The sequence below is a fragment of the Desulfatibacillum aliphaticivorans DSM 15576 genome, assembly GCF_000429905.1.
GTDB classification, from domain to species: domain Bacteria; phylum Desulfobacterota; class Desulfobacteria; order Desulfobacterales; family Desulfatibacillaceae; genus Desulfatibacillum; species Desulfatibacillum aliphaticivorans.
In genome coordinates this window covers 119327-131456 of the sequence record NZ_AUCT01000020.1, presented here as the reverse complement: position 1 = coordinate 131456, position 12130 = coordinate 119327, and the positions used below count along the sequence as shown (strand labels likewise).

The 12130-nt window shown below is 56.1% G+C and carries 9 protein-coding genes; 7 read left to right on the top strand and 2 right to left on the bottom strand.

Annotated features, from left to right (window positions below; genetic code table 11):
* Position 1 precedes the first annotated feature (1 nt).
* From G491_RS0117585 to G491_RS0117555, 7 genes are all read left to right on the top strand, one after another.
* Positions 2 to 412, top strand: a complete 411-nt coding sequence (locus G491_RS0117585; protein ID WP_051327348.1) for a pyridoxamine 5'-phosphate oxidase family protein — start codon at positions 2 to 4, stop codon at positions 410 to 412.
* An 81-nt stretch (positions 413 to 493) separates the two neighbouring features.
* On the top strand, positions 494 to 1291 hold the full coding sequence (locus G491_RS31325; RefSeq protein ID WP_051327347.1) for an enoyl-CoA hydratase/isomerase family protein: 798 nt from the start codon (positions 494 to 496) through the stop codon (positions 1289 to 1291).
* 170 nt (positions 1292 to 1461) lie between these two features.
* Positions 1462 to 3036, top strand: coding sequence for a class I adenylate-forming enzyme family protein (locus G491_RS0117575; RefSeq protein ID WP_028315527.1), 1575 nt, complete (start codon positions 1462 to 1464; stop codon positions 3034 to 3036).
* Positions 3014 to 3967, top strand: a complete 954-nt coding sequence (locus G491_RS0117570) for an NAD(P)H-dependent flavin oxidoreductase (protein ID WP_035219287.1) — start codon at positions 3014 to 3016, stop codon at positions 3965 to 3967. Before G491_RS0117575 ends, G491_RS0117570 begins: the two co-directional genes overlap by 23 nt.
* Positions 3968 to 3998: 31 nt before the next feature.
* Positions 3999 to 4784 (top strand): enoyl-CoA hydratase/isomerase family protein, encoded by a 786-nt coding sequence (locus tag G491_RS0117565; protein WP_012610870.1) that lies wholly within the window; start codon positions 3999 to 4001, stop codon positions 4782 to 4784.
* Positions 4785 to 4814: 30 nt separating this feature from the next.
* Positions 4815 to 6398 carry an acyl-CoA carboxylase subunit beta gene (locus G491_RS0117560; protein ID WP_157468366.1) on the top strand — a complete coding sequence of 528 codons (1584 nt, stop codon included), beginning with the start codon at positions 4815 to 4817 and terminating at the stop codon, positions 6396 to 6398.
* A 181-nt stretch (positions 6399 to 6579) separates the two neighbouring features.
* Complete coding sequence (locus G491_RS0117555; protein ID WP_028315523.1) at positions 6580 to 7281, top strand: EI24 domain-containing protein; 702 nt, start codon at positions 6580 to 6582, stop codon at positions 7279 to 7281.
* 646 nt (positions 7282 to 7927) lie between these two features.
* Here G491_RS0117555 and G491_RS0117545 read toward each other — a convergent pair.
* Both G491_RS0117545 and G491_RS0117540 read right to left on the bottom strand, forming a co-directional pair.
* Positions 7928 to 10462 carry a glycoside hydrolase domain-containing protein gene (locus G491_RS0117545; RefSeq protein ID WP_028315522.1) on the bottom strand — a complete coding sequence of 845 codons (2535 nt, stop codon included), beginning with the start codon at positions 10460 to 10462 and terminating at the stop codon, positions 7928 to 7930.
* A 132-nt stretch (positions 10463 to 10594) separates the two neighbouring features.
* Positions 10595 to 11719, bottom strand: a complete 1125-nt coding sequence (locus G491_RS0117540) for an epoxyqueuosine reductase (RefSeq protein ID WP_248635432.1) — start codon at positions 11717 to 11719, stop codon at positions 10595 to 10597.
* Positions 11720 to 12130: the final 411 nt, after the last annotated feature.

Sequence of the window (12130 nt, the reverse complement as noted above, 5' to 3'; positions counted from 1 at the left end):
TATGCAGGTAAGTGAAACCGTCGCCGAATTCCTGGAGTCGCCCGACAGAACCAATGTGCTTGCCACTGCCAACGCCGAAGGAAGGGTTAATGCGGCGGTTTTCGGCTCCCCCACGCTGGTGGACGGCGACAAAATCCGCCTGATGCTGGGCGATAACAGGACCTACGACAATCTCAATCAAAATCCCTTCGCCGCCCTTTTTGTGACCATCCAGGGCAAGACCGGCATGGCCATGGAAGGATGCCGCCTTTATTTGAAAATGCTGGACACGGCCGACGAAGGGCCGGAGTTCGAGGCGGTTCACGCGGAAATCAAAAAACGCATTGGCGACGCCTCCTCCATGCTCAAGCACCTTGTCAAGCTGGAAGTGGTGGAAACCCGGCCCATCCTGGATTTCGGGCAGGGGGTTTGATCCGGGCCTGTGGGTGGAATCGCCCAAACAAGGCCGGCCCTCTGCACAGGCAAGGGGGCGTACAGGGAAAGGAAGATGTTCATGACCCGGGATAACCTGCTTGTGGAAGTAACAAACCATGTGGGAACCCTGACGTTCAATCGTCCGGAAAAAAGGAATTCCCTCACGCCGGACATGCTCATCCGGATGCACCTGGCTTTGGAGGAATGGGCCAAAGGCTCGGAAGTCCGGTGCGTGGTCGTAACGGGAGGCCAGGGCCAGGCCTTTTCTTCCGGGTACGATATTACGGCGATACCTACGGAAATCGCCCCGGAAATGGAAGACCTTTTAAAAAGCGCCAATCCTATTGAACTGGCGCTGCACTCCCTGGAAAATTTTCCCTATCCCACCCTGGCCGCGTGGAACGGGTTCTGCTTCGGCGCGGCCCTGAACCTTTCGGTATGCTGCGATATCAGGGTGTCCGCGGACGACGCCAAATTCGGAATGCCTCCGGCCAAATTGGGGTTGGTCTACCACGCGGAAGGCTTCCGGCAATTTGTGGACGCCATTGGAATGAGTGCAACCCGGGAACTGTTTATGACCGCGGGGACGTACACCGCGCATCAGGCCAGGGAAATGGGAGTGGTGAGCCATTTGTATCCCAGGGAAACGTTTCAGGAAGAGGTCAGGCGTTTCGCCGCCTCCATTGCCGGCAATGCGCCTCTTTCCCTCAAAGGGGCCAAAACCATCCTGAATATGCTGGCCCGCCAAACCGGGTTGACCGCCGAACAGAAAACTTTGGCGGAACAGCTTCAGGCGGAGAGCTTTGCCAGCGAGGATCTTAAAGAAGGCCAACTGGCCTTTATTGAAAAAAGGAGCCCCGTGTTCAAGGGAATATAGGGGGTTTTGTAGAGTCCTAATTACCAAATAGAAGGCCGTCCCCATGGGGGGGCGCTTCGGAATTTTCGGGCGGCTTTACCCGGACAGGCGTTTTGCGTCCAAAAGCCGGGGCCCTGCGCCGGAGCTTGATTTGCACGTAAAACGCCCTGAAAAGAAAGGAGAATTTTGCTATGTCAACGCATTGGGATGTGGGATATATTATTAAGAAAAGAGAACAAAATACGCCTGACAAGACCGCCGTCATTTTTGAGGACGAGCCCTTTTCGTACAAACAGCTCAACCAGGGCGCCAACCGGTGCGCCCATTATCTGCAGCAGTTGGGGATCAAAAAGGGCGACAGAATCGGCGTGCTCATGCTCAATTGCATGGAGTTTTTGGAATGCTATTTTGCGGCGGCCAAGCTGGGGGTCATCTTCGTTCCCTTGAACTGGCGGCTGACAGGCCCGGAACTGGAATACCAGATCAACGACTCCCAATGCCGCCTGCTGCTTTTTCACGACTGCTTTTTTTACTCCATCGATCCTGTTCGTTCCAACCTGAAGGTGGAAAACGACAAGTTCGTCTATTGCCAAAGCGGAAACCCCGACGCCCCGGCCCGGCCTGACTGGGCCGCTGATTTTCATGCAGGCGCGGACGACAAACCGGTTAGCGAGCCCGTCCCGGACAGCCCCATCGCCATGGACGACGATTTGGCCATCGTATACACCAGCGGCGTGACCGGCAATCCCAAAGGCGCGGTTCTTTCCCACGGGCAGACCTATTTCAAGTGCTTTCAAACCTCCCTCTATGTGCAGGACAATCAGAACATCTCCGCCAACGAAGTCATGGTGGCCCAAATGCCTTTGTTCCATTCGGGAGGCCTGTTCATTGTGGCCACCCCCGTGATTTTTTCGGGCATCACCCTGGTCATGCGGCGGGGATTCAACCCGGACGAATTCGCCCAGGATATAGAGCGTTATAAGGCCACGGCGGTTTTCGCGCTCACCACCATGTGGCGGTTTATCCTGGACACCGGCAAGCTGGATCAGATTGACGTCTCCAGCGTGCGCAGCGTCATGGGAGGCGGGGAAAGAACGCCCCCCAGCCTGTTTGAGGAACTGGCCAAACGAGGGCTGTACATGCAGCAGGGCTTCGGCCAGACCGAATGCAGCGCCATGACCCTTGTTCCCAAGGAAGACATCCAGCGAAAAATGGGTTCCATCGGCAAGCCCGGCTTTTTCGCCCATGTATGGATTGGGGACAACAACGGCAAGGAGCTTCCCCCGGGTGAAATCGGCCATATTCTCGCCAAGGGCCCCACGGTCATGAGCCGTTATTGGAACCTGCCTGACATGACGGAAAAAGCCATTGTCAACGGCATTCTGAACACCGGCGACCTGGGGTACATGGATGAGGAAGGCTACCTGTACATTGTGGACCGGGCCAAGGACATGTACCGCAGCGGCGGCGAAAACGTATATCCGGCGGAAGTGGAAAAGATTCTGGCAGGCCATCCCAAGGTGTTGAATGTTTCCATCATTGGAGTGCCCGACGAAAAATGGGGGGAGACGGGCGCCGCCTTTATCGTGCCCGCCATGGGCCAGGAACTGGCCGAGGAAGAGGTTTTGGAATACCTCCAGGGAAAGGCGGCCCGGTTCAAGCATCCTTCCAAAATTTTCTTTGTGGAGGAATTGCCCCTCACCGCCACCATGAAAGTCAAAAAAATGGAATTGAAGGAGGAGTATGCCAAGTTGCAGCAAGAATAACCCGGTTTCGGAAATCCTGGGAACCCAATACCCCATTGTTCTGGGCGCCATGCGGCTGATCACCCACGCCAGGCTGGCTGCGGCGGTTTCCAATGCCGGGGGATTCGGCCTCATCGCCGCCTCGGGCATGGCGCCCGAAACCCTGCGCAGGCAATTGGAAGAGGTTAAAACCCTGACAGACAAACCGGTGGGCGTGAATATTCCGGTGTATCGGCCCAATGCGCGGGAACTCATTGAGGTCGCCATTGAAATGGGAGTGAAGGCCATCAGCACCTCCGCCGGGAATCCGGCCAAGATTATGGGGCTTGCCCGGGAGGGCGGGCTCAAGGTCGTGCACAAGGTTTCCTCCCTGGCCATGGCCCTGAAAGCCCAGGACGCCGGCGTGGACGCGGTCACGGCCATGGGCTTTGAAGCGGGCGGACATGTGGGGAGGGAGCATGTGACGACCTTTTGCCTCATCCCCCAACTGGTGGACAACCTGGACATCCCGGTCATCGCAGCCGGGGGCATAGCCGACTCCCGGGGCGCGGCCGCGGCTTTCGCCTTGGGCGCCCAAGGGGTGGAGATGGGGACGCGCTTTGTCCTCTGTACGGAAAGCGGCGCTCCGGCCTTTTTCAAGGACTGCCTCAAAAACGCGGACTGCGAGGCGACCCTGATCCTGGGGAAGGAAGCCATGCCCATCCGGGTCTTGAAAAACGCGGTCACAAAGATGGTTGCGGGCATGGACGCCGGCGAAGCGGATAAGGCCATGATCAAGTCCGGGGACGCCACGTACGTCATGAGCGGAGGGGACCGGCAAACCGCGGTTATGCCGTGCGGCCAGACGGCAGGGCTTGTCGCCGGGGAGCAAAGCGTGGAGGAAATCATCCGCGAAATCACGGAAGGCTTCAGGCGGATTGGCCGGCAAATGGAAACATCTTTTTTTAGCTGAGTTTTTTCGCGTCGTCATCTATGGGGGGATTATGGAGCATGTCCTGTTGGAAAAAAAAGAGCACGTGGCCCTTATAACGCTTAACCGGCCTGACAGATACAATTCCTTTGGCGGACTCATGCGTCAGGAAATCGTCCAGGCCCTGGAGGATGCAGCGGCCGATAAAGACGTCCGGTGCGTGGTCATCACCGGCGCCGGCAAATACTTCTGCACGGGCGGGGACGTGGGCGAATTCGCTTCGGGAACCACCAAGGCCCTGGCCCCAACCGTTACGGCGGAGCGCCATGCCATGAACCAGGCGGTGCTGTTGATCAACAGCATGGAAAAGCCGGTGATCGCCTCCGTCAACGGCCCGGCCGCCGGGGGAGGATGCAACCTGGCCCTGGCCTGCGACATCCGGATCGGGAGCGACAAGGCCAAATTCGGCCAGGTGTTCGTCCGGCGCGGCGTGCATCCGGATTGGGGCGGCGTCTATTTTCTGCCCCGCCTTGTGGGCTATTCCAAAGCCTGCGAGCTTATTTTCGGCGGCGAAGTGGTGGAGGCGGAGGAAGCCTTTCGCATAGGCCTCTTGAACAAGCTGGTTCCCCAGGAGGAACTGGCCCAGGCCGCCTGGGACATGGCGCATCGCTTCGCCCATAACGCCCCCATTCCCATAGCCTTTGCCAAGCGCGGCCTGCAAAATTACGGAAAATGGGACCTGCCCCAGGCGCTGGACTATGAATCCTATGTGCTCTCCGTATGCATGCAGACGGAGGATATGATCGAGGGCTTCGGAGCCTTCCTGGAAAAACGGGAGCCTGTGTTCAAAGGAAAATAAGTCCCTTGCGGGATTTCATTAAGGGAGATCATGATGGACGAATTGTATTCCAAACGAATTGCCCAGTTGGAGGAAGCCCGTGCGAAAGTCCGTTTGGGCGGCGGAGAGGATCGCATTGAAAAACATCATAGCGAAGGCAAAATGACCGCCAGGGAAAGACTGGATTTTTTGCTGGACCCTGACAGCTTTTTGGAGCTCAACATGCTGGCGGGCCACAAGCTCGACGCCCCGGCGGACGGCCTGGTGTGCGGAAGCGGAACCATAAACGGCCGCCAGGTCTTTGTCTATTCCCAGGACCGCACGGTGCGGGGCGGGTCCGTGGGCATAGAGCACGGGTACAAGATGTATCGCACCATAGAGCGCGCCCTGGAAATGCGGGCGCCCCTGATCGGGCTGCACGACTCCCCGGGAGCGCGGCTGCCCAACCAGGACGAACTGGAATTTTTGTCCGCCGGCAAGCGGTCTATTTTCGGCAGCATTTCCCAAAAGCACGGGGGCTCGGTGTTTTATCCCAACACCCTGGCTTCCGGGATTATTCCCCAGATTTCGGCCATCATGGGCGCCTGCGGCGGGATTTCCGTCTATTCTCCGGCCTTGAATGATTTTGTCTTTATGGTGGATAAAACCAGCCACATGTTCATTACCGGCCCCATGGTGGTCCAGATGGTCACCGGGGAGGAAATCAGCATGGAGGACCTTGGCGGCGCCCGGGTTCACGCCCAGGTTTCGGGCAACTGCGATTTCCGGAGCCCGGACGAAAAAACGCTTCTGACAGATATACGCACTTTGTTAAGTTTTCTCCCCCTGAATTGCGATGAACAGCCTCCCATTGTGGAAACAGGGGACGACCCGGACCGCATGTGCCACGAGCTCGCCGACATCGTGCCCACCGCTCCCAACAAGCCCTACGACGTTCGGCAGGCCGTCAAGGTGATTGTGGACAATGGAGACTTTTTTGAGGTTAAAAAGGAGTTCGCCAAAGAGGTCGTGGTGGGCTTTGCCCGGCTGGACGGCCGGTCCGTGGGGATCATAGCCAATCAGCCAAAGGTGATGGCCGGGTCCATGACCGTGAACAGCAGCGACAAGCAGGCCCGGTTCATCCGGTTCTGCGATTCCTTCAACATTCCCCTGGTCCTGTTGGTGGACACCCCGGCCTATCTGCCCGGTTCCGCCCAGGAGCACGCAGGCATTATCCGGCATGGCGCCAAGGTCTTGTACGCTTTGTGCGAGGCCGCCGTGCCCAGAATTTCCGTGGTTACCCGCAAGGCGTACGGAGGGGGGAACCTTGGCATGGGGGTGCTTCCGGGATTGGGCACGGACCTGGTGGTGTACTGGCCCATCATGGAAACGGGCATTCTGGGGGCGGATCAATCCGTCATGCTGCTATACGGCAGACATCCCGACGCCATGACGGACCCCGACTTTCTTCAAAACAAGTTGAAGGAGTATCGCGAAACCTACGCCAACCCCATTTACGACGTCTCCTCCAACACCAATGTGGAGGAAGTTGTGGCGCCGGCCGAAACAAGGCGTTTTTTGATCAAAGCCTTGAAAATGCTGCGGACCAAAACAGTCAACCATCCCGTCAAGCGGCACGGGAACATTCCGTTGTAGGGATTGGAAGCTTTATTTGCCGCCAGTGATAGCAATTGCAAGCGGATCTGTGCTAATATAAGAAACCGATTGCCCGCCCGATGATTATAGGGCGAGGCAAGGCCTTGGGGGGTTGCGCGGCCGCAACCGGCCGCCGGCACAATGACGCGGTGCAACCGCTATTCATCATACAGGATCTATCATGTTTCCATTCGCCAAAACAATCGCTTCCATTGGCAAGGCGGGGCTGGTTTCGCTCATGCTGGCTTGCGCCGGGCTGGCCCTGATTATTGTGATCGCCGCTTTTATGGGAATCAACGCTTTTACCGCCTGGCTGGTGAACTTTGACGCCGCCTGGCTGAACTGGCTGATCCAGGGAACCGTGGGAATCGCCGCGGGCGTGGGGGGTTGGTTTATGCTTCCGGCCCTGACCGTGCTCATCGGCGGGGTGTTCCAGGAAACCGCCATCGACAAGGTGGAACGCATTTACTACCCGGAAAAAGTGCGCCAGGAAGGCCCCCGTTTGTGGCCGGACCTTTTTCACGACATCAAGTTCACGGCATGGGCCGTATTCCTGAACATGCTGGTTCTGCCCTTTTATCTCTTGGGCGGAATCGGGCTGTTCGTCTCCATCGCTTTAAACACCTACCTCTTGGGCCGGGAGTTTTTCGAAAGCGCCGCCGGATACCACATCGGCAAGCCCCAGGCCTTGCGCATGGAATCCACCAACAAGGCGGCCGTTTACGGCGGAGGCTTTATCATCACCCTCATCGCCCTGGTGCCCTTGGTGAATTTGTTCATCCCCATCATCGCCGTGGTGTGGATGATCCACGTCTTTCACAGCCTGCCCCAAAACGGCGCCGGGCAATCCCTGCCGGCGGGTCCGTCGTCACACGCAGAATAAATTCCGGATTCACTGAGAAAAATTTTTTTAAACCACGGAAAACACGGAAGTCACGGAAGTTAAAAAATTCTGTGTGTTCCGTGCCTTCCGTGGTTAAAAATATGCGTTCCAGGATGATGAGAGGATGACGCTGGATTCCCGAAAAAAAGTTTCGCGGTGGGACGGCCTGTCAGTGCTCGTTCCCATGCTTTGCGTGGGAATGCATACGGAACTCTCTGAAATCATAATTTATAATATAATCAAAACCCTTCATAGAATCTTGATAAATGCGGATTAATCAAGGCATCCCGCCCGCCGGCCTTGCCTGATTTCGATGCGCCTTTCAGGTCGCTCCTTTTGTCGCTTCTCGACCCAGGCAAGATACTGCTTTGCCTGGGCTACCCGAGTCATAATGGGCGCTCGTGAATAACAGACAAAGGCGGACAGGCGCGGGGGCCTGTCGCTACAATGCGTTATGACGATTTTAGGAGAACAATAGAGGCATAAACCAAGGATTTCCATCCGCCGATCCGCCCCAACCTCGATGATCTTAATAGGCCGCACTTATTGGCCTGGCGGCCCCCGGCATTGCATGCCGCGGCTGGCCTCGGTGCGTCAGTCGCTTCCGGCCCAATTTATTCCCCGTCTCTGACGGGCGGATTCGCACCTACATCCCCGCCTGGGTTTGCAGTATGTAGATGGCTTCTTCCAGGCCGAAGGCGCTGTCTGCGTTGACGTCGGCCTCGGGGTTCAGGGCGCCTGTTTTTCGGCCGGCCAGGATTTTCAGGACCAACACCGCGTCGGTCAGGTTTATGTTGGAATCTCCGTTCAAGTCCCCTGCAATATCCGACCTGCCCTTGATCTCCATATAGTTCAGCATGGTGTATTCGTCAAAAATTCCCATTTCCATGGTGAGTTTGTAATCTTTGACTTCCACCATCCTGGTGCGGACCAGATACGGGCTGGTCGCTTCGTCCACGACGAAATCCACGCCTTCCACCACGATCTGGTTATGGGAATATGTCCTGCCCTGCCATCCCACGGAAACCGTGATTTCGTAATTTCCGTTGGGCAGGTCGAATTCAAAGGTTTTCTCCCGGCCCCAATCGTCGTACAGGATGCTGCCTTGGAGCACGTTGGGGGCGCTGGACAAGTATTGATATTCCACGTGGGCCATGTCGCCGTACCAGCCGTAGCCCAAGCCCTGGTCGTAGTCGTTCCAGCCGATTTTCATGTAAGTCTTGCCGTCCACGATCAGGGGATTGGCCGCAGGCTCGCCCGCCGGGTTTTGAAAGTTGATGTAATAATTATCCGGCTCGCCCTGGGAGCGGTCATGGAGCACCAGCGGCGATATATCCGGGATTTCGGCGATTTCATTCCCCAGGTATTGGCCGATGTACTTGCGCAGGTTGTACATGAATTGGCTGTCCCGGGTGTAGGAGGTCAGGCTGGATATGATTTTATCCGCCTGGGCGTCCGAGGGATTGACGGCGTCCACCAAGGGATTTGCGCCGCCGTTCAGCAGGTACAGGTACTCGTAATCCTCCAGGCTGTCGCGCATAAGCTCCAGGCGGATGGACGGAACCAGGCGATGGTTGTTCGCGCCGTAATCGATGGCCGAATTATCCTCGGACGGCGGGTAGAACATGAAAGTATCGCCGTTGTGGCCGTCGGTCATGGGGCTGGTCCAGGGATTCTTGCTCCATCCGTTCATGGAGTAATAGGCGATGCCCCGGATGCGATATTTCCATAAGAGCCAACCCGTAAACTTGCTTTCAATGCCCGGGTGGTCCAGGGTGATGGGGTTGTAATAGGGGGGCCGGGTGCCGTGGAGAAAGTAGACCCAGGTTTCCTCCTGGTGGTTCTTCTCCCTGTCGTGGGAGATGTCCGGGTCGTAATTGTTCAGGACAGGCAGCCAGATGTCGATCTTGGCGCCGGGAAAGGTTGCATTGTTGTAAATTTCCTCTTTAGGCTCCTCGGAAACCATGAGCTTGAGGTCGGACGCCGCGCTTTTTAAGAGATTGGCGTACCAGGCCACGGCTTTGTAATCCTCGTCGTCCTGGGGCTCGTTGGCCATGTAGTAATAGGCCCTGTCCAGGTAGCCCAGGCCTCTCAGATATTCCTGGGTGGCGTGCATGTAATCCTTCCACTTGGTATTATAGACGGAGTCCGGATTGTTCGCCGTATACCAGTCGTTTGCGCTGCGGGAAGATCCGCAAAACGTGCTGGGCCGCTGATCCTGGGAGGAGTCGTTATTTTGAAAGGTAATGGCCATAAAGGACGGGAAACCCACGCCATCGTTGAACAGCTCTCCTTCTTCAAAACCAACGCCGTCCAGGTATTTTTTGGCCGGCTTTTCAAAGCCCCAAATGTCCCAGGGATCGGTCAGGGTCTGGGCGTCGCAATCATAGGTGATGTAAGACGCGCCCCCGGAGGAGGTCAGCCCGCCCGACCAAAGGGGCGACTTGGATGTCAGGCGATGGTCGATGAAAAACTGCTTCATCATGTCCACGTACATCCAGTAGTTATCGCCGGTCCCGGAAACGCCGTATTTTTGCAGCACGGCGTTATGACTGAAATTCATCTGGGACTTGACGTGCAGCTCATCGGGCACGGAAAAATTAAAAACGTGCAGATTGACGGGGATGGTCGTCCCGCCAATGGTCACGCTGCCCAAATGATCGCCGGCGGCGGCTGTGCTGCTGATGTTCAGGCTGACCCAAAAGGCCGTGTTTTCGCCTGCGGTAAGGTTTACATTGGCGCCGTTTTCCAGAGGCCAGAGCGGATCCGGATAATCGCCGCTGCGGCCCAGGTTGTCCGACACGGTTTCAATATTGACGTATTTGACCTGATACAACTCCGCTGTCACGCCCGTCCCAAAATCGCCGATCGTCACCTGCACGTTTCCCGTGGATGCCGGATTGACCACAATCTGAAAAGGCTCAAACTCGTTCTTTGCCGTATAAACGAGGACCTGAGAGCCGGTTTCCTCGGGCGGAGCGTCATCCTTGAACACCCTCTCCGAAGGCGGCGTGGTCCAGAAGGTATGGCCTGCGGTGGACTGGGTCAGAGTAAAGGTGTAATTTTCCAGCTCGTCATCCGCCGCGTCCGTTATGGACGGAGACCAAAGCAATAACAGCAACAGGGGGATAACAAAACTGACGCGAATACAAACGGGGAGAACATGGATGAGATTCCTCATTCTGCACACACCTGACCATCCACAAGGACGCTGCGCGGCCAAAGGGATCATTAGCCCCTAAAGGCAACGCCGCTATGCGGGTTATTTAATATTGTAATCATGGATTATATCGCCCGGAAAGCGGCAGTAGCCTCAATCCTGGACTTTTACGGAGCTGATTATACCGGACGCGGAATGGGAGGAAAATGAAACGGAACACACATCGGCTGTTTTTTCTTGAAGGGCGGAATTATCCTTTTTTTTTTGCAAAGGCTTGGGAATTTGGTTTTCGCAAGGAACGCCTGTGGCGCAAAGGCCGCAGCCGTAAATGAAAATATGGTAATGTTTGTTGCAGTATCTTAAAGAATCTTTGACCTTTTTATAGCATTTTTCCTTGTCATGGGCGCCGTCCTCGGAAATGGCGCCCACCGGGCATCGCTCCATGCATTTCAGGCATTTTACGCCCTGATAATGCAGACAGTTGGCGTGGATGTCCTCGGACCGCTCCCGGTTGGGCTGCAGGCGCAGGTTGACTACAAAGCTGCCCAGACGGTGTGCGCAGCCTTTTTCCGTAATTAAAAAGTCGTGCATGCCAAAGGTTCCCAGCCCGGCGGCGTAGGCCACATGGCGATGGGACCAGGGAGACGCCCACCCGACTTTCGGGTATCTTTTTTTGTTGAATTTGGGAGTGACGTCCGGCGCCACGGCAAGGATTCCCCGGCTCATGAGATAGGTGACTATCTCCCGGACGAAAAGCTGGCTGAAAAGCTCCCCATGAAGGCGGGTCTGGGCCCAGCGCTCCGCCGGCCACTGGTGGGCCTTCCTGTTGTCGTCCCGGGTGGCTTTGGTGATGGGCATGACAAAACTCACCACGGAGATGTCCTCCGGGGAAGGCGGCTCCACGCCGTTACTCTCCGCCTGCCACGCCATGATCTCCCACGGCGTAAAATGATGGGGGCCGATGATTTCCTTGAACTCTTCGAAAATGGGGTCATCGCCCCGGACAAAGCCCACCAGAGCTTCTTCAAAAATGCGCTCCCCGTAAAACGGATATTCCATGCCGTTTTCAGGGTGTCCGGCAATCTTGGCTTTGATGGTGCTGCAGAACCAATGCTCGTCCAACACCGGGTCTCCCGGCTGGCACTGGCACCCGCAATTCAACGGCGGCTGCTTGGGAAAGCCGAACCCGTGCATCTCGCCCAGGGCGTTTTGTATGCCCCCCAGATCCGTGATGAAGGAAAGTTTCCGGTAATGGTCTTTCATCTTACGTCTTGCCATGGGATATCCCCTTTCCATTCATCATGTTACCGGTCCTGCAATCCAGCCTTGGATGGAAGCATGTCTCCAACGTTGGTTGCACAAACGCGGCGGAACGCCGGCCGTTCAATCAAAAAAGACGTGCTCGGTCTGGTGGAAAAGCCGAAATTACAAAGAAGTGAAATACCCGGCCAAGGAAGGAACAATCCGTCAAACAAACGCTGATATGAAGCGGAAGAACAACGCTCCTAAATCATTTCCCCACGGTTCCCCCAATTCAAAATGCTGGCTCACCCAAATAGACAGTCACAGGCCGAGTTCCAATCGAAAGTAAGTCTGACAGATGCAAAACAGATAGTCAAGCGGCAGACGAAAACAACTAAAAACTAACACTAAATCACACCAACATTAACTATTATATAATTTTTACCT

Coding starts and splice junctions, on each gene's coding strand:
- G491_RS0117585 (WP_051327348.1), top strand. CDS start 2: ATGCAGGTAAGTGAAACCGTCGCCGAATTCCTGGAGTCGCCCGACAGA.
- G491_RS0117560 (WP_157468366.1), top strand. CDS start 4,815: ATGATGGACGAATTGTATTCCAAACGAATTGCCCAGTTGGAGGAAGCC.
- G491_RS0117565 (WP_012610870.1), top strand. CDS start 3,999: ATGGAGCATGTCCTGTTGGAAAAAAAAGAGCACGTGGCCCTTATAACG.
- G491_RS0117540 (WP_248635432.1), bottom strand. CDS start 11,719: ATGGCAAGACGTAAGATGAAAGACCATTACCGGAAACTTTCCTTCATC.
- G491_RS0117570 (WP_035219287.1), top strand. CDS start 3,014: ATGCCAAGTTGCAGCAAGAATAACCCGGTTTCGGAAATCCTGGGAACC.
- G491_RS0117555 (WP_028315523.1), top strand. CDS start 6,580: ATGTTTCCATTCGCCAAAACAATCGCTTCCATTGGCAAGGCGGGGCTG.
- G491_RS0117545 (WP_028315522.1), bottom strand. CDS start 10,462: ATGAGGAATCTCATCCATGTTCTCCCCGTTTGTATTCGCGTCAGTTTT.
- G491_RS31325 (WP_051327347.1), top strand. CDS start 494: ATGACCCGGGATAACCTGCTTGTGGAAGTAACAAACCATGTGGGAACC.
- G491_RS0117575 (WP_028315527.1), top strand. CDS start 1,462: ATGTCAACGCATTGGGATGTGGGATATATTATTAAGAAAAGAGAACAA.